This window comes from Kluyvera sp. CHPC 1.2972, assembly GCF_036759925.1.
Classification (GTDB): Bacteria; Pseudomonadota; Gammaproteobacteria; order Enterobacterales; family Enterobacteriaceae; genus Kluyvera.
Genome location: NZ_JAPKIB010000008.1, coordinates 163425 through 185601, shown reverse-complemented (window position 1 = coordinate 185601; position 22177 = coordinate 163425). Strand labels below are relative to the sequence as shown.

At 54.0% G+C, this 22177-nt stretch carries 24 protein-coding genes and 2 tRNA genes; 15 read left to right on the top strand and 11 right to left on the bottom strand.

Features of this window, described 5'->3' with window-relative positions; genetic code table 11:
- A partial coding sequence (locus V6944_RS14710; protein WP_333499494.1) for a hypothetical protein occupies nucleotides 1–535 on the top strand: 535 nt, incomplete at its 5' end.
- Between the two features lie 1005 nt (nucleotides 536–1540).
- Nucleotides 1541–2191 carry a biofilm master transcriptional regulator CsgD gene (gene csgD, locus V6944_RS14705; RefSeq protein ID WP_442910745.1) on the top strand — a complete coding sequence of 217 codons (651 nt, stop codon included), beginning with the start codon at nucleotides 1541–1543 and terminating at the stop codon, nucleotides 2189–2191.
- A 75-nt stretch (nucleotides 2192–2266) separates the two neighbouring features.
- Here the strand turns inward: csgD and V6944_RS14700 are convergent, their stop codons facing one another.
- From V6944_RS14700 to ghrA, 4 genes are all read right to left on the bottom strand, one after another.
- On the bottom strand, nucleotides 2267–2749 hold the full coding sequence (locus tag V6944_RS14700; protein ID WP_333495910.1) for a DUF1097 domain-containing protein: 483 nt from the start codon (nucleotides 2747–2749) through the stop codon (nucleotides 2267–2269).
- A gap of 96 nt (nucleotides 2750–2845) precedes the next feature.
- Nucleotides 2846–3400: a TorD/DmsD family molecular chaperone gene (locus tag V6944_RS14695; protein ID WP_333499492.1), complete on the bottom strand. Its 555-nt coding sequence runs from the start codon at nucleotides 3398–3400 to the stop codon at nucleotides 2846–2848.
- Nucleotides 3401–3419: 19 nt separating this feature from the next.
- The gene (locus tag V6944_RS14690) at nucleotides 3420–4157 is read right to left on the bottom strand and encodes a phosphatase (RefSeq protein WP_220439888.1); all 738 of its coding nucleotides are present in this window, start codon (nucleotides 4155–4157) and stop codon (nucleotides 3420–3422) included.
- A 66-nt stretch (nucleotides 4158–4223) separates the two neighbouring features.
- Nucleotides 4224–5162 (bottom strand): glyoxylate/hydroxypyruvate reductase GhrA, encoded by a 939-nt coding sequence (gene ghrA / locus V6944_RS14685; RefSeq protein WP_333499491.1) that lies wholly within the window; start codon nucleotides 5160–5162, stop codon nucleotides 4224–4226.
- Between the two features lie 259 nt (nucleotides 5163–5421).
- Here ghrA and V6944_RS14680 point away from each other — a divergent pair.
- Nucleotides 5422–5509: transfer RNA gene (locus V6944_RS14680), tRNA-Ser, on the top strand.
- A 181-nt stretch (nucleotides 5510–5690) separates the two neighbouring features.
- Here V6944_RS14680 and V6944_RS14675 read toward each other — a convergent pair.
- From V6944_RS14675 to V6944_RS14665, 3 genes are all read right to left on the bottom strand, one after another.
- The gene (locus V6944_RS14675; RefSeq protein ID WP_333499490.1) at nucleotides 5691–7118 is read right to left on the bottom strand and encodes a glycosyltransferase family 39 protein; all 1428 of its coding nucleotides are present in this window, start codon (nucleotides 7116–7118) and stop codon (nucleotides 5691–5693) included.
- A 237-nt stretch (nucleotides 7119–7355) separates the two neighbouring features.
- A complete protein-coding gene (locus tag V6944_RS14670; protein ID WP_333499489.1) occupies nucleotides 7356–8186 on the bottom strand; it encodes an arylamine N-acetyltransferase family protein in 831 nt (276 codons plus the stop codon).
- Between the two features lie 90 nt (nucleotides 8187–8276).
- A complete protein-coding gene (locus tag V6944_RS14665) occupies nucleotides 8277–9188 on the bottom strand; it encodes a LysR family transcriptional regulator (RefSeq protein WP_333499488.1) in 912 nt (303 codons plus the stop codon).
- 108 nt (nucleotides 9189–9296) lie between these two features.
- On the opposite strand from V6944_RS14665, the gene V6944_RS14660 reads away from it, so the two are divergent.
- The 3 genes from V6944_RS14660 (at nucleotide 9297) to V6944_RS14650 (ending at nucleotide 11087) form a co-directional block, all read left to right on the top strand.
- Complete coding sequence (locus V6944_RS14660; RefSeq protein WP_333499487.1) at nucleotides 9297–10157, top strand: pirin family protein; 861 nt, start codon at nucleotides 9297–9299, stop codon at nucleotides 10155–10157.
- A gap of 19 nt (nucleotides 10158–10176) precedes the next feature.
- Nucleotides 10177–10854 carry an isochorismatase family protein gene (locus tag V6944_RS14655; RefSeq protein ID WP_333499486.1) on the top strand — a complete coding sequence of 226 codons (678 nt, stop codon included), beginning with the start codon at nucleotides 10177–10179 and terminating at the stop codon, nucleotides 10852–10854.
- Between the two features lie 145 nt (nucleotides 10855–10999).
- Nucleotides 11000–11087, top strand: a tRNA-Ser gene (locus V6944_RS14650).
- 162 nt (nucleotides 11088–11249) lie between these two features.
- Here V6944_RS14650 and V6944_RS14645 read toward each other — a convergent pair.
- Genes V6944_RS14645 through V6944_RS14630 form a run of 4 tightly spaced genes read right to left on the bottom strand, consistent with a single transcriptional unit; the run spans nucleotide 11250 to nucleotide 14950 of the window.
- Nucleotides 11250–12245: a methionine ABC transporter ATP-binding protein gene (locus V6944_RS14645; RefSeq protein WP_333499485.1), complete on the bottom strand. Its 996-nt coding sequence runs from the start codon at nucleotides 12243–12245 to the stop codon at nucleotides 11250–11252.
- Between the two features lie 11 nt (nucleotides 12246–12256).
- Entirely contained in the window at nucleotides 12257–13030 is a 774-nt protein-coding gene (locus tag V6944_RS14640; RefSeq protein ID WP_333499498.1) for a MetQ/NlpA family ABC transporter substrate-binding protein, read from the bottom strand.
- 21 nt (nucleotides 13031–13051) lie between these two features.
- Complete coding sequence (locus V6944_RS14635) at nucleotides 13052–13717, bottom strand: methionine ABC transporter permease (protein WP_333499484.1); 666 nt, start codon at nucleotides 13715–13717, stop codon at nucleotides 13052–13054.
- Nucleotides 13718–13726: 9 nt separating this feature from the next.
- On the bottom strand, nucleotides 13727–14950 hold the full coding sequence (locus tag V6944_RS14630) for an SfnB family sulfur acquisition oxidoreductase (protein ID WP_333499483.1): 1224 nt from the start codon (nucleotides 14948–14950) through the stop codon (nucleotides 13727–13729).
- Nucleotides 14951–15361: 411 nt separating this feature from the next.
- Between V6944_RS14630 and V6944_RS14625 the strand changes: the two genes are divergently transcribed.
- The 9 genes from V6944_RS14625 (at nucleotide 15362) to pduB (ending at nucleotide 22140) form a co-directional block, all read left to right on the top strand.
- Nucleotides 15362–16477, top strand: a complete 1116-nt coding sequence (locus V6944_RS14625) for a 1-propanol dehydrogenase PduQ (RefSeq protein WP_333499482.1) — start codon at nucleotides 15362–15364, stop codon at nucleotides 16475–16477.
- Nucleotides 16478–16601: 124 nt separating this feature from the next.
- Nucleotides 16602–17282, top strand: coding sequence for a phosphate propanoyltransferase (pduL, locus tag V6944_RS14620; protein ID WP_333499481.1), 681 nt, complete (start codon nucleotides 16602–16604; stop codon nucleotides 17280–17282).
- Entirely contained in the window at nucleotides 17275–18093 is an 819-nt protein-coding gene (eutJ, locus tag V6944_RS14615) for an ethanolamine utilization protein EutJ (protein WP_333499480.1), read from the top strand. Before pduL ends, eutJ begins: the two co-directional genes overlap by 8 nt.
- Nucleotides 18094–18104: 11 nt before the next feature.
- Nucleotides 18105–18848, top strand: a complete 744-nt coding sequence (locus tag V6944_RS14610; RefSeq protein WP_333499479.1) for a hypothetical protein — start codon at nucleotides 18105–18107, stop codon at nucleotides 18846–18848.
- Entirely contained in the window at nucleotides 18830–19102 is a 273-nt protein-coding gene (locus V6944_RS14605) for a EutN/CcmL family microcompartment protein (RefSeq protein WP_220439876.1), read from the top strand. The genes V6944_RS14610 and V6944_RS14605 overlap by 19 nt, the downstream gene beginning before the upstream one ends.
- Nucleotides 19103–19121: 19 nt before the next feature.
- Nucleotides 19122–19619, top strand: a complete 498-nt coding sequence (locus tag V6944_RS14600) for a GlcG/HbpS family heme-binding protein (RefSeq protein WP_333499478.1) — start codon at nucleotides 19122–19124, stop codon at nucleotides 19617–19619.
- A gap of 23 nt (nucleotides 19620–19642) precedes the next feature.
- The gene (gene tdcD / locus V6944_RS14595; RefSeq protein ID WP_333499477.1) at nucleotides 19643–20854 is read left to right on the top strand and encodes a propionate kinase; all 1212 of its coding nucleotides are present in this window, start codon (nucleotides 19643–19645) and stop codon (nucleotides 20852–20854) included.
- Nucleotides 20855–21051: 197 nt separating this feature from the next.
- Nucleotides 21052–21333 carry a propanediol utilization system shell hexameric protein GrpH gene (gene grpH / locus V6944_RS14590; RefSeq protein ID WP_004863596.1) on the top strand — a complete coding sequence of 94 codons (282 nt, stop codon included), beginning with the start codon at nucleotides 21052–21054 and terminating at the stop codon, nucleotides 21331–21333.
- A gap of 21 nt (nucleotides 21334–21354) precedes the next feature.
- Nucleotides 21355–22140, top strand: coding sequence for a propanediol utilization microcompartment protein PduB (gene pduB / locus V6944_RS14585; protein ID WP_333499476.1), 786 nt, complete (start codon nucleotides 21355–21357; stop codon nucleotides 22138–22140).
- Nucleotides 22141–22177 lie beyond the last annotated feature (37 nt).

The window sequence follows — 22177 nt, the reverse complement described above, 5'->3', positions numbered from 1 at the left end:
CATCATGACCGCCGCCTATGCCACCACCGTGACCGCCATCATGACCGCCGCCCATACCACCGCCGTGACCGCCATCATGACCGCCGCCCATGCCACCGCCGTGACCGCCATCATGACCGCCGCCCATGCCGCCGCCGTGACCGCCATCATGACCGCCGCTCATTCCACCGCCGTGACCGCCATCATGACCGCCGCCTATGCCACCACCGTGACCGCCATCATGACCGCCGCCCATGCCACCGCCGTGACCGCCTCCATTGCCATTACCATTTCCGTTGCCGTTATTACCGCTACCATGACCACCGCCACCGTTTCCGTTCCCATTGCCATTGTTGCCGTGGCCGTGGCCGCCTCCATTATTGCCACCGCCACCGTTACCATTCGCATTCCCGTTACCATTATTTCCGCTTCCGTGGCCGCCGCCTCCATTGCCATTACCATTCCCCTTGTTACCATTGCCGTTACCGTGCTGGCCGCTATTGCCACCGCCGTTACCATTCGCAGCAACGGCATATATTGTCGTTGCTGGGTATAAAACGGTAAGCGCCACTATTATGGCGATTTGCTTCATTTTCATGATAAGCCCTTTCACGCATTATTAGTTGCTGTGTGCTATTGCCGTAATAACCGAACGCTCGCAAATCAATAAATTCAGGTCGGTAAAAATCACGACATCCGTTTATAAATTACAAATATTCCTGGCAATGGCAGTCGGCTTTCAAGAATCACAATAATCATTGTGATCAATAAGTTAAAGGAATAATAGAAAGAAAATGACACATAGGCGAATAAGACGAAAGGCATCCACAAACAATCTAAAAGATCGTTTTCATTAATAAATAGCAGAGTGAGAACCGTGAGTATTTATCGCAATACCCTCAGGTTCTTTATACTCCATTCATTAGGGATGAATCGCTCGATAAAATATCATGAAGATATACCGCCTCACTATGTCAATGGTATCGCCATGGATATATGTAAAGTGTTTACACCGATATAAACCTGGTCTCGATGCTATATGGATGAGTATGCATATTTGCCAGGTATGAGGATCTCATAATAAAGTCTGATTTAATTTCAGGAATATCAAACTTTAGTATTAATAGCTCACTACTACCTGTATTCAGGTAACATAACTAAAAAACAAAGCGTTAAAAAAATGCGGCAACAACAAAAGTGCTGAAAATGATTAACGTCACATAAATTCATCATACATAATGGATAAGAGCAAGCTGATAGACAATTACGACAAAACAAAAATACCTTATATTACAGTCAACTAACTTACAAAACAGACATTATGTATGATCATTAAGATACAAGGTTAAAATCTTAAGGAATAGTTTTTATTTACATTTGGAAATTTATTTTTACATTTTGTTTCTCTATTATTTCTTGCTTTAGAATTGGTAGCGTCTAAATTTTAAATTAAGCAGGAACGAATTTTAATTATTAACATTTATCAAAACAGCAGCCGCATTTCAGCAACGCTTAAACAGATACCTTATAATTTTCCTGCTGTAAAAATATTAGGGGTCTCATCATGCAAAAAGAGCTCACTCTGACAAACCAGACTCTTTCACTCATCACCAGGCCGTCGCTTCAGTCCTGTGCCCTTTCTCAGAGCCTGAAGAAGACGTTAAAGATGAACAGTAAAGTTATTAATATTCACATGGTTAACCTTGATAATTTATCGGATGGTATCGTGCTATTTGATATGATCGAAATCGATAAAAAATTGGTCAAGGCCTGGCAGGAAGAACTCTGCAAAATGAATAACGGCATAAAGCTCTTACTTTTCAATACCCCGGAAGATTACACTTATCAGGAGATTGAAAGCTGGCCGCATATTAACGGAATATTCTATGCACATGATGAAGAACATTTTCTGGTCAAAGGGTTACAGAAGGTAATGGAGGGGGAGTGCTACTTTTCGCGCAAGCTGGCGAGCTACCTGATTATGCATTCCGGTAATTACCGTTACGATAATCAGGAAAGTACGATCCTGACGTTTCGGGAGAAAGAGATCCTGAATAAACTGCGCATTGGAGCTTCCAACGTTGAGATTGCCCAATCACTCTTTATTAGCGAAAGTACGGTGAAAACACACCTATATCATCTATTTAAAAAGATCTCAGTCAAGAATCGCACCCAAGCAGTTTCCTGGGCGAACGACAATTTTAAAAACTAATACACTACCACAGCAATAAAAAAGCGGCAGCAGGGTCCACTCCCTGCTGCCGCTTTTCATCATGCCGCGGGTGTACTACAACGCCGATTCTTTCGATGGTTCCGCTTTAGCTTTACGATTTGCCAGCCACAATCCACTGTTTTTCATCGCATAGCCGAAGATCAGCCCCACCGCCAGCGATGAAACCACCAGCCGCCAGTTCCCCTGCCCCGCAAATGTCGCGCAAGCGCCGATAAAGGTACCAGGAACGAACGAGAGCAGCAGCTGCTTCGCCTGGATACACATCAGGAACGCGACAATGCCGGTTACCACATAACCCAGAATTTCCAGATGGGGAGCCAGCGCGCTGCCATAGATAATAACCAGTGCCCAGATGACACCGCTCATTGTCGTACAGGCAGAAATAGCCAACGCTTTCAGCCCATCATGCGGGCAGGCAAAATAAGCCGTACAGCCTAAGAATCCGGCCCAGCTCAGTAAACCCAGAGACACGGCAACCCATCCCCAAAGACCGGAGAGAATGCCTGTTGTGATTGCAATAGCGAAGATAACGTTCATGACGAGCATCTTAGCAGATGCCTGGCTTTTTGATGAGATCATGAGCACACAATGCTCATAATCTTTATTTCATTTGCATAGAATGTGTGATTCAGATCACTCTTCTTCGCTTTCCTGCAGTTCGTCCCACATCGCGGTGATGGCTTCACGCGTCAGCAAGGCCATTGTGCGCCAGAACGCGGTAGTCGCGTGGGCTTCCACTTTTCCCAGGAAGGTTTCAAACCACGGCAGGATAAACTCACCGAACAACGTTTCCAGCGCCTCAGTATCGTCGTCTTCCGCTTTATCTTCCAGCCAGGAGGCTGCCAGCAGCAAGGTACCGATCTGGTCAGCCGGGCTGTCACCTAATGGCATCCGCCACTCGGTCAGAAAAGCGCGAACTTCCGCTTCCGTCGCCCCTTGCACCCACGCACTACGGCACGGCGGTACGCTACAGTCATCACCCACAAACAGCGCGTTATAGTCAGCGGCAATCTGCTGGATGTCACAGCTTTTCTGCAGACGAGCCAGCAGTTCATCCTGCGCCAGAGGCCAGTCCGCCGCCAGTTTGCCGTCACGAATCACGGTAAACAGCGGTACCAACAGTGGGTCCTGCGGTTGACGATAGTACAGCGAGCCAAGCACGCGGCAGATGATTGAAAACTCGTTCATTGGTTAATCCATTCAGTCATTAAAATTCAGCAAATTCAGGAATCGGCGGCATACCGCGAGATTCAAGGAAATTAAGGAAACGTCGTGGGGTGACGTTAAGGATCCTATCTTGTGGGAATTCCACGGCGTCGAGGATCTTCTGGCATTCGGTAAATTCACCCAGCGTAAAGGCGGTGTGTGAATCAGAGCCTAGCGCCAGCCAACCGCCCGCATCGCGCACGGCTGCAGCAATAGCGCGGCAGTTGCTCTCACTGCCGATACGCGAGCTCACAAAGGAAGAGTTATTGATTTCCAGCGCCACATGATACTTCGCCGCTGCTGCTGCGATAGCCGGAATATCAACCGGGAATTTCGGATTGCCCGGGTGGCTAATCATGTGAACGTGACCGCTGGCCATCGCCGCAATCATCGCCTCGGTATGCGTCGCTTTATCCTGCGGCGCAAAAACCGGCTCATGAAAACCGGCAATGATAAAATCCAGCGACGTCAGCATAGGGCCGGAGCAGTCGATCTCTCCCGCGGTGTTTTTGATATTCGACTCAATACCGCGCAGGATCCCGACCCCATCAACAATGCGCGGCCAGATGCGCATGTTCACGAAGTGCCAATAGTGCGGGGCATCGGCCATATCCGGGCCGTGATCGGTGATGGCGAAGAGTTTAATCCCCTTGCGCTTCGCCTCGGCGATATAGTCGTGCAGCGTACTGTAAGCATGCGTGCTGGCAACGGTGTGCATATGTAGGTCAACAGGATACATCACATTCTCCTTTCTCGTGGTAAGCCAAGGATAGCAGGAAACCCTCGTGTTTATTAGCCAGGGACATCAATAGCCACGGACGCGATCGACCTGCCCGCTTGGCTGTTCACCGCGCTCAAGTTGCGTGATAGTCCGGGCAATATAGGCAATCGCCTCTTTAGGGCGAGTCACGGCAGCAACATGAGGCGTCATCGTCACACGCGGATGCTGCCAGAGCGGGCTTTCCTGCGGCAACGGTTCACGGCTAAAGACGTCCAGCATTGCCGCCTTCAGCTTGCCGCTGTCAAGCGCTGCCAGCAGATCGTCTTCCACAACGTGTACGCCGCGCGCCAGGTTCAGCACATAGCTATTATCCGGGAGTTGGGACAGATTCTGACGGTTAATAATCCCCACCGTCTCCGCAGTGTTAGGCAGCAGGTTAATCAGCACCCGCGTCCCTTGTAAAAAGGCATTCAGCTCACCTTCCCCGGCGAAGCTCGTCACCTGCGGCCATTCCTTATGGCTACGGCTCCAGCAGCGCACCGGGAAGCCCCACGCAAGCAAGCTCTCAGCCACTTTTGAACCCAGTACGCCGGCGCCCATAATGCCGATGGTGAACTCCTCGTGCGTGTAATCCGGCAGTGGCTGCCAGTTGGACTGACGCTGCAGCGCCTGATAGTCATCAAAGCGACGGAACCAGTGTAGTACCTGGCTGACCGCGTACTCCTGCATTTGAATGCCCATACCGGTATCTTCAAGGCGGAAGAGCGGGATAGATTCCGGCAGCATTTCAGGATGTGCCTTGAGCTTGCTGAGGATCGAGTCAACGCCAGCCCCCAGTGCGAACACGGCTTTAAGACTGCGACCTGCCAGCATTTCCACCGGCGGATGCCATACCAGCGCGTAGTCAGCAGGCGCATCATCGCCGCGCTGCCAGCCGCGAATACGGGCATTCGGCAGCAATTTACTTAGCTCGGCAATCCAATAAGGGGTATCAAACGTGGGGTGATAAAAGATGATCTCCATAATGACTCCTGCTCAGGGCACCGCTACCAGAACGGATCGGCGCTGTTTTTGGTTATTTTTGTGGTTTAACAGAATAACAAATTTCTTTTACCTGTCCCGGAAAATGCGGAGGCGATCGCAAAAAAGACGATTTATGTCTGTTTAAGAAGCATGTTGGTTGAAGTTTGTGTAAACGCACGATTTTTTTAAAAAGTTTATTGACGGTGAAGAGCCTTTTCCCTACATTAGCGCTCGTCCCAGCAACAAGGGACAACAATATGGTGAGGTGTCCGAGTGGCTGAAGGAGCACGCCTGGAAAGTGTGTATACGGCAACGTATCCGGGGTTCGAATCCCCGCCTCACCGCCATCTTTAAGAAAGAGCTCGTACGAAAGTACGGGCTTTTTTTTCGCCTATTGCTTTTTTGGGGGGATCCCCTCCTTCATCCACTCAGCACCAAAGCCGCCTGTCTCCTCGGGGTCGGCGTAAACGCCTCGCCCGGGCTACGAGTTGTAGCCCGGCCAAGCGCAGCGCCGCCGGGAATAGCTCATCACCCCACCGGACGCACAAAGGCAATACAAACGGTCTGAACGTCATGAGATGGGTCCGTCTGAAAATCGATCGACATTTTCATATCAATTTGAATATGCGGCCACTCCTGTAGCGCCGTACCAAAATGTTCCGTGGAACATGATCCCCCTACGCGGCCAATCAGCGCAACACCAGCATGCAACAGCTGCTCGCGGCTAATATTCGCACTGTAGATATTTGGCTGTGTGGTGTTGTTCCATTTGGTGATGATTTTGGGTCTGGAGGGGACGTAAAACGTTAGCCATTCTGCCAGACGTTCCCCGCCAACATACTTCAACGGAGTGCCGTAGCGTTGGTACCAGAGACGGTTTACCGTGTCGCTGAACGGGATGACACCGCTCATCTTCTGCCCTGCATTAGCCACGTTGGCGTACATCACCCCGCAATAACCCGTGAGGACCAGCAGTGCCGCGCTGAATAAGGTCACAAACGCAGCGCGTGGAACGATGACGGAAGTTGGGTTGACGCAGCTGACCATCAGCGCTGGTGCCAGAATGAAAAAAGGCTGTAGCCATTCGGTTAATCTGCCGCTGTTGAAGAAGAAAAACCAACAGCAAAGCGCTATCAGCGGAATCAGGTAGACTCCCAGCACCACCCGACCTTCCCATGACACAGGCCAGCGTAAGCGCACGCCACAAAAATGGAGAATAGCGCCAGAAATAAGCAACGGATAAAAAATGGAGATCAAGCAGGTAAAAAGCCCCGGATTAATACCTGAGTGCATTTCTGAATTTACCCAATGTAGAGCGGCAAAGTTATGCTCTTGTAGCCACAGGATATTAGGGATAATTAGCAGAACGCCTAATACTAACGCACAATACCAGACAACATGTCGATAGCAGCGACGAATATCCGCCACGAAAAGCGTTGAGAGAAAAATAGACCCGACCATAATCAACGTGGAATATTTTGACATGACTGCCAGCCCGGCCAACAGAGCAAAGGCAAGCCACCAATACAGGCTTCGGCTAATAGCCTGCAGATAGCAATACATCATCCAGGGCCATAGCATCACCAACAGATAATTATCGTTGTAGCTAATGATATCAACGTTAATTAACCCTGATAAATTAAGGGTTAGCAATACCACCCAGGCCAGCTTTTCGCTGCCAGTAAGCCTGTGTGCAAATACCCAACTGCCGACCATACCTATTGCGATGGCGAGAAAATGCGCAGCATACCAGTAAATATGCGCGGGTAGATGGAGCGCAGGCCACATGACCAGGCCAACCAACCACGGGTTTTTGGGAGAACCCCACTCTGCGTTTTGCGCCCAATTTAGCGCCTCTACGGCATCATAGGGAACCGCAGGGTCGAGTGCTACCGTCGCGATAGTCCACAGTACGGCATACAGCGATGCCCAGATTATAACCAACCGTAAATTCATTATGTTTACCGGGCAGATATTCAACCTATCGAGCTTAGAGTTATCCCTCATAAAAAGGTATAAACAGAGATTCAATGAGATGCTTATTTATGACCCACTGAAATAATAAAAATAACAACGTTATCCAGATGACACATTTTAAAATATATCATCAAAATAATTAGCCACCATTTGTGAGAAGTAATAGTACAAACAGAACAACGCAGAATATCTATTTTAATCATTTCCGCATCCTGGTTACCGCGGTACCTCATCCGCCGGTACCTGTGCCGCAATCTCTTCCGCAATACCAAATCGCTCCACCAGCAGCCTCTTTTGTTGAAGGTGTGACAACGTCTCAAACGTCTCCTTCCCTCTGGCTTCTCTGAAAACCTTTTCACCCTTTACTATTCCGGTAATCGAATCGTGTCCAGCCAGACGAATTAACAACGCGCCGTCAAAGCGGCTACTGTGACGACTGCGCTCGTGCCGATGTGGATACTCCGATGCGGCAGCATCTATCTCCAGCAGTTGGCAGTCTATGCGTGAACGGCCCAACGGTTTCCAGTTCACACACCAGAATCCTTCATCACGATGTACCCGCGTGCCCCATACCGGATGCGTGGAGTGCCAGGCTTGCAACGGTAACGGCTGGCCGTGAAGCATCGTGGTGTCGACAATAAAAAGAGTATTATCCAAACGAACAAACAATGTGCCGTGCCCAGGGGAGTCTGCACTCACCGGGCGCGGTGAACGCATCGTTGCCAGGCCAAACTGTACCGGGAACCCCACGGCTTTCAGCAGCGCATACAGCGCACCATGACTGGCCCAGCAGGTGCCGCCGGTGCCAAAGCGCAGCCAGTGCGAAAAAAAATCCTCCGGCGTAAAGCCCGGTAAGGCGCCCAGAATGCCCTGCGATACCTGGATACGTTTACGAATATTGTCGAACGGCACGGAACGGCACCACGCCTGGTAAATCTGCCCCAACCCAGACTCACTGACCGCGGGATAAGCGCGAAAACCCATTTTTTCAAGCGCCTGTTCGGCAAGCGCTGGCGGGATATCCATAGGAACATTATGTGAATTCATCATTTACCTGCAGCGTGTCTCAGACCGTCGAAAAAGAGCAACTGAGCATCAATAGCACAACCCACCCGCAATTGTAAATAAAATGTAAATTCACTCCTCAATCATCAGCGCATACTCCTCGCTGAGGAAATCCACCAGCGCGCGCACTGCAGGCAGCAGCCCTCGCCGTGACGGGAAGACCGCGTGAATCACCTCCCGTTTCGGCTCCCACTCATCGAGCACACGCACCAGCGATCCGTCGGCCAACTGTTCTCTCGCCATCAGGATAGGCAACTGTACCACCCCGACACCTGCCACCGCCGCCTCACGCAGCGCCAGCATATCGCTGGTCGTCAGCCGTGGCGTAAAGTGCACCTCGGCCTTTGCACCATCCGGGCCATGCAGCAACCAGCGATGCACATGCTTACCTGCCGACATGCTTAACCCCGGCCAGCGGCTGAGTTCGTCCGGCACCTGCGGCTTGCCCATCGTCGCCACCAGCGACGGACTGGCGACAAGACAGTGGCCGCGGTCCGCCAGTACGCGCATCACCAGGTCGCTGTCATCAAAAGGACGTGGCCTGACGCGAATCGCCACATCAATCCCTTCCGCCACCAGATCTACCCGTCGGTTTGTCGCTTCAAGCTGAATCTGCACGCCCGGATAACGCACCATAAAGCGCGCCAGCATCGGTCCAACGTGCACATGCAACAGCGTGACCGGACAGGTCAGCTTCACGCAGCCTCTCGGCTCTGCCTGCAGCACGGCAATCGCCTCCTGCGCTGCCTCTGCCTCAATCAACATCGCTTTACAGTGTTGATAAAACGTCTGCCCAACTTCCGTCACCGTGAACTGCCGGGTGGTGCGCTGGATCAGCCGAACCCCAAGCTGTTCTTCCAATTGCGCAATGCGTCGGCTGAGCTTTGACTTTGGCATATCCAGCGCGCGTCCCGCCGCAGCGAAGCCGCCGTTGTCCACCACGTGGACAAACCACGCGAAATCATTGAGATCCTGCATCACCACCTCATTGTTCTATTTTTGCAACAGTGTAGGTTATTTTCGCTATCTACCGCGTCATTACATCTGAATATAAGCTAATCCACATCAAAGCTCACTACGCAGGAGAAACAAATGAAACAGATTACGGGTGTTTATACCGCGCCACGTCCGCACTGGGTGGGTGATGGCTTCCCGGTTCGTTCGTTATTTTCCTATCAGTCTCACGGTGAGAGCCTGAGCCCTTTCCTGCTGCTCGACTATGCCGGGCCATACAGCTTCCCGGCAGACGGCGCGAAGCGCGGGGTGGGAGAACATCCACACCGTGGGTTCGAGACGGTCACTATCGTCTACGCCGGGGAAGTAGAACATCGGGATTCCACCGGTAAAGGTGGCGTGATTGGCCCGGGTGACGTGCAGTGGATGACCGCAGGATCCGGCATTCTGCACCAGGAATTTCACTCGGCCGAGTTTGCCCGCCGCGGCGGCGAGCTGAAGATGATCCAGCTGTGGGTCAATCTGCCAGCGAAGGACAAGATGACCGCGCCGGGCTACCAGAGTATTGAAGCCGCCGCTATTCCAACGGTGGAGCTGCCGGATAACAGCGGAACGCTGCGGGTGATTGCCGGTCGCTACCAGGAGGCAGCAGGCCCGGCCAACACTTTCTCACCGCTGAACGTCTGGGATATGCAGCTTCAGGAAGGTAAAGAGATCTCCTTCGAGCAGCCTGACGGCTGGAGCACTGCCCTGGTGGTGCTGGAAGGTAGCGTCACGGTGAACGGCGAAACCCCCGCTCAGGAAGCGCAGTTGGTGGTACTCAGCCAGGAAGGGAAGCGCGTTCATCTACACGCCAGCAACGACGCCAAAGTGCTGGTGCTGGCAGGCGCGCCGCTCAACGAACCGATTGTGGGCTATGGCCCCTTCGTGATGAACAGTAAAACCGAAATCGACGAAGCCATTCGCGATTTTAACTCCGGCCGCTTTGGTCAGATCTGACACTACAGAGGTGAATAACATGTCTACTCCAGCAAATTTCAACGGCGTGCGTCCAGTGATTGATGTTAACGATGCGGTGATGCTGTTAATCGACCATCAGAGCGGTCTGTTCCAGACGGTGGGCGATATGCCGATGCCAGAGCTGCGCGCTCGCGCTGCGGCGCTGGCGAAAATGGCGACGCTTGCCGGTCTGCCGGTGATCACCACCGCGTCGGTGCCGCAAGGTCCGAATGGCCCGCTGATCCCGGAAATTCACGAAAATGCACCGCATGCGCACTATATTGCGCGTAAAGGCGAAATCAACGCCTGGGATAATCCGGAGTTCGTGGCTGCCGTGAAGGCCACGGGCCGCAAAACGTTAATTATCGCCGGGACGATCACCAGCGTCTGCATGGCCTTCCCAGCCATTGCCGCCGTCGCCGATGGTTATAAAGTATTTGCGGTCATTGATGCTTCCGGTACCTACAGCAAAATGGCGCAGGAAGTGACGCTGGCCCGCGTGGCGCAGGCAGGCGTCGTGCCAATGGATACCGCCGCCGTAGCTTCTGAGCTGCAGCGTACCTGGAACCGTCCGGATGCCGCCGAATGGGCCGAGGTGTATACCAAAATCTTCCCGGCGTACCAGTTGCTGATCGAAAGCTACGCAAAGGCGCAGGACGTCGTGAAAAACAACGAACAGCTTGATTCTCAGCGTTAACCCACCCGCTCCGCCGCTTTTCGGCGGGGCGGTGTTCATTGCTTAACCGAACGATAAATAAATCTGAATTTATGCTTGACCGTTTCAGGTCAACTCCCTATAGTACCGCCCCGTTGACCACCTACGGTGAGCAGCAAAACAATATGGTGAGGTGTCCGAGTGGCTGAAGGAGCACGCCTGGAAAGTGTGTATACGGCAACGTATCCGGGGTTCGAATCCCCGCCTCACCGCCATATTTGAGAAAGAGCTCGTACGAAAGTACGGGCTTTTTTTTCGCCTATTGCACAGGGCCAGCACCAATACCGCCTGTTCCCCGGGGTCGGCGTAAGTGCCTCGCCTGGGCTACATTCAAATCGTAGCCCGGCCAAGCGTAGCGCCGCCGGGAATCGCTGGCGCTACCTCACCGCCACCCTATCCGCCACCTGCGCCGCCAGCCGTAAAGACTCCGCCGTCAGGGGCGAATCGACGCGAATCCGTAGCTGCCCAACGATCCGCCCCTGAATCGGCTCGCAGCTGCTGTACACCAGTTGCGGGCTGCCGCCGAGCGCCCGCGCAATCTGCTGTAAATCCGGCTCTCGCCCGTTAACGCCGTTAAAATGCAGCGTGATCAGTTGCTGTCCTTCGGCTAACAGACAGCGATTCTCCTCGCGCCCGTGATGCAACGTGCCGAGCATCCCGCGCGTCACTTCATGCTGCGGGTCGCCAAACACCTGCCACACCGCCCCTTGCTCAATCACCCTGCCCTTTTCCAGCACCGCGACCCGATCGCAGAGCGTACGGATCACGTCCATCTCGTGGGTAATCAGGATAATCGTCAGCCCCAGCCGCTGATTAATCTCTTTGAGCAGGCTAAGTACCGCCAGCGTGTTTTCCGGGTCGAGCGCCGAGGTTGCCTCATCGCACAGCAAAATCTCCGGCTGCGTGACCAGCGCCCTCGCTATCCCAGTACGCTGCTTTTGCCCGCCGGAAAGCTGACCAGGAAAGCTATTGCGCAGCGACTCCAGCCCCACCAGCCGAAGCATATCGTCAACGCGATGCCGACGTTCGGCGGCAGGGATACCCGCCATACGCAACGGCAGCTCGACGTTGTCCGCCACCGTTTTGGTGGCGTGCAGATTAAAGTGCTGGAAAATCATCGCCACCCGGCGACGCAAATCCCGCAACTGCCCGCGTGCGCCTTTGCCAATGGGCACACCGCTTATCGTCATCTCCCCTCGGTCAGCATTCTCCAGGCGGTTAAACAGCCGCAGCAGCGTTGATTTTCCCGCGCCGCTGCGCCCGATAATGCCAAAGATCTCCCCGGCCTGAATCTCCAGGTTGATATCGTCAAGCGCCTGCACACCGTTCGGATATGCCTTGCTAATCCCTCGCAAGCGGATATGTTGTGTCATGGTCGTCACTCCTAAAATCCGGGCGCAATTTTTCCCTTGTACCGAGTCAGAATAAACTGACGCACCGCATCGGAATTCAGCGCCTTCGCCAGTTTCTGAATACCGGGATCGTTGATGTTATCCGGGCGAGCGACCAGATATTCGATGTACAGACTTTTCCCCTTTTCCACAATCAGCGCTTTATCGGTATCAATTCCTGCTTCCAGCGCATAGTTGGCAAAGATAAACGCCAGATCAACCTGGCTTACCGCCCGCGCCAGCATCGCCCCTTCCAGCGGACGAATTTTGAAATGGTGCGGGTTGGCGGTGATATCTTTCTCCGTCGACTGAGGATCTTCCGGGTTCTTGAGCGTAATAAGTCCAGCCTCGCTGAGCAGCACCAGCGCCCTGCCGGTATTCACCGGATCGTTAGGGATAGCGATACTCGCGCCATCCGGCAGATCCTTGATGCTGGTGTATTTGGTCGAGTACGCGCCAAATGGCTCGATATGCACGCCCACCACCGGCACCAGATTGGTATGGCGCGTCTTGTTGTAATCATCAAGGAACGGACGATACTGGTAGTAGTTCGCATCCAGATTCTTTTCAGCAAGCTGCTGGTTTGGCTGAATAAAATCATTAAAGACTTTAATCTTCAGGTCCACCCCTTCTTTTGCCAGCTGCGGCTTCACAAAATTCAGAATTTCAGCATGCGGCACCGGCGTCGCGCCCACCACCAGAGTTTCATTGGCCGCCGCAGATAAAGAGAACAGCGCCATCAGCCCGGCTATCACGGTTTTTTTCATCATTTCATCCTGTCTATTATCTTATTTACGGCTCATGCGGCGCACCAGGCGGTCGCCGCTCATTTGAAGAATTTGTACCAGCGCAATCAGCAGTACGACCGTCACCGCCATCACGTCAGTCTGAAAACGTTGATAGCCAAAGCGAATCGCCAGGTCGCCTAAACCACCACCGCCAATCACCCCGGCCATCGAGGTGTAATCGACCAGTACAATGGCGGTTACCGTTACCGCTGCTATCAGTCCACCGCGCGACTCCGGCAGCAGGGTGTGCCAGATAAGTTGCCAGGTGTTGCCTCCCATCGCCCAACTGGCCTCCACCAGCCCGTGGTCTACTTCGCGCAACGAGGTCTCAACAAGGCGAGCAAAAAACGGCGCGCAGCCCACCACCAGCGGCGGAATAGTGCCCTGCACGCCCAGCGAAGTGCCAGTAATTAACGTAGTCAGCGGGATCATCACAATCAGCAGAATGATGAACGGCAGCGAACGCATTACGTTCACCAGCAGTGACAGCACCCGATGCAGCAGCGGTGCATACAGCAGCCGGGGCTGCCCCGTCAGATAGAGGATGACGCCCAGCGGCAGCCCAATTAGTACCGTAAACCCCAGAGCACAGGCGAGCATCACCAGCGTATCCAGCCCCGCCTGCGCCACATCGTTCCAGTCAATTCCGGCCAGAAAAGCGAGCATGATCTCTCCTCAGTTCCAGTCATGACGCGCCGGGCGCTTGCCGTTCAACACCCAGTTGCCCAGCAGGTGATACTTCCAGCGCACCGGGTCATGCAGCGTATGCACGCGTCCGTTACGCCAGTGGCGGTCGTAGTTATAGCGAGGGTGCGTCGAGCGGGTTCCTCCCAGCTCAAACAGCCGCGAGGCGGCTTCCAGCGCGGCTTCGGTGGTGAAAATCTTGGCACGCGCCACGGCAATTGACGCCAGCGCCACCGTCTCCTCCGAGAGGTCATGTTTATAGCGATCCAGCACCTTCCCAGCCTGCTCCAGCAGCGCATCGGCGGCGGCCAGACGGCTATCGAGCGCGCCAATCTGGTAGACGGTCAGCGGGTCATCCCCAGCACGCTCGACACCGGCATCAATCCACGGTCGGGCAAACTGATTCACAAAACTGACGGTATCGTTCAGTGCCGCGCGGGCAATCCCGGCATCTATGGCCGCAGTGGTCAACTGCGCAAACGGCCCGGCGAGCGTTGGCGTGTCGTAGGATTTCCAGGTCGGTATCAGGTTAAACGGCTCCACGCGAAGGTTTTCGGCCAGCACCGTGCCACTTGAGGTGGTGCGTTGCCCCAGGCACGCCCAGTCGTTTACCACCGTCAGCCCCTTTGTTCCGCGCGGTACAAAGGCCAGCTGAGCATGTCCGTCATCATCCAGCGCTAGCACCCCGAGCCAATGGGCGTACAGCGAGCCGGTGCAATAACCTTTACGACCGTTGATACGCAGACCATCGGCGGTATGGCTAATCCGCGTCTGGATGTCCTGCACCGTTTTGCCGCCGATCTCTGACAGCGCATTGGCAAAGCGATAACCCTTCAGCGCCAGGTCAAAGAAATAGCGCTGCTGCTCTTCATCCCCCTGCAGGCGAATATCCTCAAGCAGGCAATAGTGGTTCTGCGGAATTTGCCCCAGCGCCGGGTCAGCGGCGGAGATAATGGCAATCACCGCCACGAGTGTCGCGGCCGACACCTCTGCACCGCCAAAACGGCGCGGCACGGTAATGCCCCACAGCCCACTGTTGGAATAGGCATTAACCACCTCGGGCGGTACCACGCCGCTGAGGTCGCGCTCGGACGCGCCGGGCTGCAGAAAAGCGGCAATCTCGTGAGCGATGCTAATCGCCTCTTCATCGCGGGTAATCACGTGCGCATGGGGTGCCGCGCGGGTGTAGTCGGGGTTTATTTGAGTCTCTGACATAGCATGGTCTCGGGTGGTGTTATCAGCACGGTAAAAATGCAATATCTGATTGATATTCATGCATATCCCATTAAGGAATGAATGATTGCATCTTTTAACTTTTAGGTTATATGTGTTGATAGCAATGTTTATGCCAGCTTTAGTAGCCCGTATTTCAGGCAGTTATGCTTAACCGCGAGTACCAGAGAGTGGGATTTGCAACACGCCGTTGCTGCAGGTGTTGTATTTGCAACAGCGCCCTGCTGCTCCTGTCTTTTTTTGTCCACCTTCAAAGACGGCAACAACATAATCCTGTCAGTGCACAAACATGACTAGCTTATTTTTTTACCGCCTATGCCACCATTTGCTCTCTTTTTATAAGCAGCGTGCATACCCCGGCACGATGTATGACGGGATAAAGGTGATCGAGAGATGGCGAGCGATTTTTTTTCTATTCCTAAAGTCTATTTTGGCGAAAATGCGATTCAGGCATTACGCCAGCTAGGTAATAAGAAGGTCGGTATCGTGACGGATAATTTTATGGTGACGTCGGGGAAGACGCGCTATCTGATTAGCGAGATGCCGCAGGCCTCCGTATCTATTTTTAGCGACGTCAAGCCCGATCCAAGCGTCGCCACCCTGCAGGCGGGCGCCGCAAAATTTATGCGTTTTAAGCCTGAGGTCATTATTGCGCTGGGCGGCGGGTCATCGCTTGACGCCGCTAAGGGCATCAAGGCCACGCTGGAAGAATCACTTGCGGACTGTTCGATAACACTGGTGGCGATTCCAACGACCAGCGGTTCCGGCTCAGAAGTCACCTCTTATGCCATTATTTCCGATCCGCAAAATGGGCGGAAATATCCTCTGGTAGCGGCCGAGCTGATACCCGATTACGCCATTCTCGATCCGCAGTTGGTGCTATCGGTTCCATGCCAGGTCGCCGTTGATACCGGTATGGATGTACTGACGCACGCCATTGAAGCGCTGGTCTCTTGTGGTGCGAATGATTTCAGCGATGCGCTCGCGGAAAAAGCGATTGCACTGGTCTGGCAGCATCTCCCCGAGATCTTCCACAACGAAACGGATATTCAGGCCAGAACTCATATGCACAACGCATCATGTATGGCGGGGATGGCATTTAACTCCGCCGGCCTGGGGCTAGTTCACGGCATGGCGCATGCCATCGGCGGCATGCTGCATATTGCGCACGGCAAAATTAACGCCATGTTGCTGCCGGGTATCATCGACTGGAATATTCAACATGCGCCGCACGCCATTCCTCGTTACCTGAAATGCGCGGCAATCATGGGCATCAAATCCGCCACGCCAGAACAGACGTTGAACGCATTGAGCAACCGCATTCGCGAAATGAATCGTCATTTTGGTATTCCCGCGACCCTGTGCGAAGCGGGTAAAGATCGTGCCGAGGTCGAATCATTACACCAGCAACTTATTCACGCCACCCTCTCTGATGGTTGCACCGCCTCGAATCCTTGTCGACCAACGGCCGCTGATATTGAGCAACTGTTGACGGGCATCACCGGGTAAATCTGGACAACGTTGTCTTTGAATTGTCGGGCCGTCAAAAAAGTCCTGCGTCGGGGCAAAAAGCCCCTCGCAGAAGCGAATACTCTGGATATTGCTCCATTCACCCTTTTAGGTCGTTGACGTTATGAACTCTAGCCAACAGCAAGCCGAACTAATTACGCAACAGATTATTCAGGAACTTGCCGCACGCGGTATCCCATTTTCCCCCGTGCCGCAGGCGCTGGAAATTCCGATTGGTATCTCCAATCGCCATGTGCACTTGAGTCGGGAGGATATGGACACCCTGTTCGGATCCGGCTCTACCCTCACCCGTATGAAGGCGGTAAAACAGCCTGGCCAGTATGCCGCCGAAGAGACGGTTACGCTGCGCGGTCCAAAAGGACAGCTCGCCAACGTTCGCGTACTCGGTCCTCTCCGTCGCGCTACCCAGATCGAAATTTCCGTTTCCGATGGCTTTACGCTGGGCGTCAAAGCGCCCGTCCGTATGTCCGGCGATCTCGAGAGTTCACCTGGCATTGAAATTATTGGGCCACGCGGATCGATCAAAAAAACGGAAGGGACAATTGTCGCCTGGCGGCACATTCATATTTCCCCGATACAGGCCCGCCAGTCCGGATTGCAGGACGGCATGGAGATAGACGTCCAGGTTGCGGGACAGCGCGGCGGCGTTCTCAGCCACGTTGTCGTACGCGTGAGTGAAGATGCCGTGCTGGAAATGCATATCGACGTGGAAGAAGCGAATAGCGTCGGCTTACGCAACGGCGATTGCGTCACGCGCGCCATGACGGAATGCCACGATGGCTGACAGCCCTGAAACCCTGCGATTACAGGCACTGGCGGAATGGGTCAGCCGTGAAGCATGTGCGCCTTACGACGGGAATATCAAGGTCGGCGTCGATCCTGGAACGGCCAATATCGCATTGGTGGTGGTGGATGAGAACGATAATCCCATCGCCGGCATCAGTCACCCTTCGTGCGCGGTGAGAGACGGCATTGTTGTCGATTTTCTGGCGGCAAGTCGGGTGGTTAGCCGTCTGAAAACCTCGCTTGAGGAGCGACTGGGAAGGCCACTGACCCACGCGGCTACCGCCATTCCGCCGGGGATCCTCCCCGGCAACACGAAAGTCATCGTCAACATGGTGGAAGCCGCTGGACTTGAGGTCACGCGCATTGTTGATGAACCGGTTGCCGCAGCTCTGGCGCTGAATATTCGCGACGGCGCCGTCGTTGACGTTGGCGGCGGCACCACCGGCATTAGCATCCTGAGGAACGGAGAGGTCGTTTTTAGCGCCGATGAACCAACCGGCGGCAATCATATGACGCTGGTGATTGCCGGTGCGCTAGGCCTCTCTTTTGCACAAGCGGAAGAGATGAAAAAGGCGCCGGAGCATGAAGAACAGGTGTTCGCGCTGGTTCGCCCGGTTGCCGAAAAAATGGCCTCGCTGGTGGCCGAATGGGTAGCCCGCTACCCCATTGACACGCTCTATCTGGTCGGCGGCGCCAGCAGTTTTCATCAGTTCGCCGAAGTTTTTCGCCAGACGACGGGCAAACGGGTGGTGCAGGCGCCGCAACCGCTTCTCGTCACGCCACTCGGCATTGCGATGCACAGCCATTGAGAAGGGAAACTATGGATACGCAGCAACTCTCTCACCTCGTGGATACCGTTATTGATGAGATGCTGGCGCAGCGCAAACGACGCCTGCAGAGCCACAATAAAGTCATGCGGGTCGTTTTGAGCGGAGAGGATCTCTCCACGCTCCCCTCCACCCTGGAGTGCCTCATCGCGCTTGAACGCTGCGGTTACCTATTGGTCATCGCCTTTTCACACAGCGCCAGACGTTCTTTATTACAGTCTCATTGCCTGCAAGCGCTGGCGGAGCAAGGGGTGGAAGTTATTTGCGACAATCAGCCTCCATCGTCAGCGCAGAGCAATTATCACGACATTTTTTTCCCGGCGCTCTCAACGAACAGCCTGAGTAAAATTGCGCTCGGTATCCGCGATAATCTGGTATGCCGCTGGGCTTTCCATGCACTCAGCGTGCGTAAAACCGCCATTATCACTCTCAATCCTGAATGCCGTCCCGATCGCCACTCCGCGCTACCACCGGCCCTGAAAGCGCGCCTGATGAACTACGCCAGCACGCTTACTGAGTACGGTTTTACCGTGATCGGTCTACCAGAATCGACGCCGGGATTACGTTCGCGTCGCTCCCTGATTACGCTCAGCGACGTACGCCAGCATCCTCAAGGGCAACCGCTGAAAATAGACAGCCGCACGCTGATTACCCCGGCCGCCCAGGATGAAATCCGCGATCGCCATCTCGTTATTGTTCAACCCCTCCAGGAGGACTTATGTATCTGGCAAAGGTAACCGGTGCGCTGGTGTCGACCACCAAACACGCATCGCTCAACGGCGCAAAGCTGCTGATCGTCGCCCGTCTGGATGAGCACTATCAACCGACGGGAACCGCGCAGGTCGCCGTTGACTTCGTCGGTGCCGGAAATGGCGAAACGGTTCTCGTCACCACCGGCAGTTCAGCGCGCATGAGTACCAGCAAAGAACACTCCGTCATCGATGCTGCGGTCGTCGGGATTGTCGACTCCCTCGATCTTAACGGTCAGTAACCCTTCGCGAGGAAACGCCATGCCCCCTGAATCAAACGCTGGACTGGACTACCAGATTGACCAGGCCATTTCGTCTCAGCTATCACCGCGTACGCTCAGTCTGGAGGATGCCGCGCGCCTGGCGGAATATGCCCGGGATGCAGCGGATGAGTCCGCAGTTCCCATTGTGTTCAGCCTGGTCGATAGCCGCGGTCAGCAGCGCTACTTTTTCAGCATGGATAATGCGCTGCTGATTAGCCATACGCTAGCAGGCCAAAAAGCCTGGACCGCCGTCGCGCTGAAAATGCCGACACAGCAGCTCGCTGGGCAGATCCAGCCCGGCGCAAGCCTTTATGGTTTACACAATGAACCTGGCGTCTGCGGCATTGGCGGCGGCCTTCCCTGCTGGTCAAACGGCATACTGCTTGGCGCCATTGGCATCAGCGGCGGCAGCGTCGATGAGGACATCGCCATCGCCAGCGCGGCCCTCGCGCGATTTAGCCGTGAACGATTCCCGCTCACTATTTCCCCTGAATAAATCTCAAAAAATACAGGTATATCATGCCGTTATCATCACTAGTTCTGGTTATTAACTGTGGTTCCTCTTCACTAAAATTTTCCACGCTCCCGCTCAATGAAGAGACGCCTCTGCTCTCAGGGCTCGCCGAAAAGCTCGGTCTGGCAGATGCCTGCATCACCTTTAAAGGGGCGGGTGGCTGCAAGATTACCGAGCCGCTGGCCGAGTCCAGCCACCTCTGCGCCCTAAAAACGCTCTTCGCCAGACTCGACGAGTCGGCGCTACTCCCGCGAGTCTGCGCGATTGGCCATCGCGTTGCGCACGGCGGCAGCGATTTCAAGCAGTCTGTTCTGCTCACCGACGCCGTGATAGCCCGCATTCATGAACTCTCAGCGCTGGCCCCGTTACATAATCCCGCCAACCTGACGGGCATTAAAGCCGCGATGGCCCTGCTGCCACACCTTCCCCAGGTCGCGGTATTTGATACCGCATTCCATCAGACCCTGCCGCCCGCAGCCTATACCTACGCGATCCCGTATGAGTATCAGCAGCAGTATCAGGTAAGGCGATACGGATTTCATGGTACCTCGCACCGTTTTATCGCCGCAGAGGCCGTTGCGCGTTTAAACCTCGACCCGGCAAATCATGGCATTTTGATTGCCCATCTGGGCAACGGCTCATCGGTATGTGCGGTAAAAAATGGCGAAAGCGTCGATACCTCAATGGGCATGACGCCGCTTGAAGGGCTGGTCATGGGCACCCGCTGTGGGGATCTCGATTTCGGTGCCGCCACCTATATCGCCAGGTGTACAGGACAAACCATTGAGTCGCTCTACAGCATGGTCAATAACGACTCCGGCCTATATGGCATATCGGGCATCTCCAGCGATTGCCGAACCTTGCAGGACGCACGTAACCACGGCGACCCTCGCGCCACGCTTGCGATTGACGTTATGGTGCACCGTCTTGCACGCCATCTCGGCGCGCATCTCGCGTCACTACACCGTTTTGATGCGCTTATTTTTACCGGTGGCATTGGTGAAAACTCAGCGCTGGTGCGTGAACTTACCGCACAAAGAATGTCCGTGTTTGGCATCCTTCTCGATGCGGCAAAAAATAGGCAGATGGTTGCTGGCCGCGAAGGCGTCATTTCGCAGCCCGGTTCCCCCATCGTGGCGGTCATTCCAACCAATGAAGAGAAAATGATTGCACAGGATGCCGCAGCATTCTCCCCCCTATGCCAGGGCGCAGCCTGAATCACATATTGCGATCGCTGATAGGGAGGATTTTATTGTCTGGGATAATGCCAAACAGCAAGAAAGTCTCTCTGACGGGCAAAACATTTTGTCCTTAGCACAATAATATGATGGACGTATTTATTAGATACATGAATTTTCTGCCAAAGGTTAATTCATGACTACCGCTTACCCCTATATTAAATATTGAGGTCGTTATGCAACAAGAAGCATTAGGTATGGTTGAAACAAAAGGTCTGGTATCCGCAATTGAAGCCGCAGATACCATGGTTAAATCCGCTAACGTCACTCTGGTCGGCTACGAAAAAATTGGTTCAGGCCTGGTCACCGTTATGGTTCGCGGCGACGTTGGTGCGGTAAAAGCGGCTACTGATGCCGGTTCTGCCGCTGCGGGTAAAGTCGGTGAACTGGTCTCCGTTCACGTTATTCCTCGCCCACATATCGAAGTGGAAAAAATCCTGCCAAAAGCGGTTAGTTAATAACGTCTGGGGATTCTGGCCATGAGAGATAATTTTGTTGAACAGATTATATCTGAGGTAATGAATAAACAGTCTGACGCCAACGTTAATAATAAAACCAAGGCCAGCATTGCTGGCTGTGGTTTAACCGAGTTTGTTGGTACAGCCCTTGGTCACACCATCGGATTGGTTATTGCAAACGTTGATCACCAGCTGCATGACGTTATGGAGATCGATAAGAAATATCGTTCTATCGGTATTCTTGGCGCGCGTACTGGCGCGGGCCCGCATATTTTTGCGGCCGATGAAGCCATTAAAGCGACGAACAGTGAAATTCTGTCGATTGAACTGGCTCGCGATACCGAAGGCGGCGGCGGGCACGGATGTTTAATTATTTTCGGCGCTTCCGATGTCTCCGACGTTCGCCGTGCCATCGAAGTCGCACTGGGAGAAATCGAGCGCACCATGGGTGATGTCTACGGTTCGCCGGCGGGTCATCTGGAGTTCCAGTACACCGCCCGTGCCAGCTACGCCCTCAACAAAGCCTTTGGCGCACCGCTGGGTAAATCCTTCGGGATGACCTGCGCCTCACCGGCGGCTATCGGTATCGTTGTTGCCGATGCCGCGGCAAAAGCCGCGGTCATTGAGCCTGTGGGATACGCCAGCCCGGCAAAAGGCACCAGCTTTAGTAATGAGGTGATCTTCACGTTTGCCGGTGACTCTGGCGCCGTTCGCCAGGCGGTCATTGCAGCAAGAGAGGTCGGGAAGCAACTGCTGGCTACCCTGGATCCGGCGCCAATCAAATCGACAACAACACCGTATATTTGATAGCGAACGGCAATGCGTGCGAAGCGATGTGATGTAA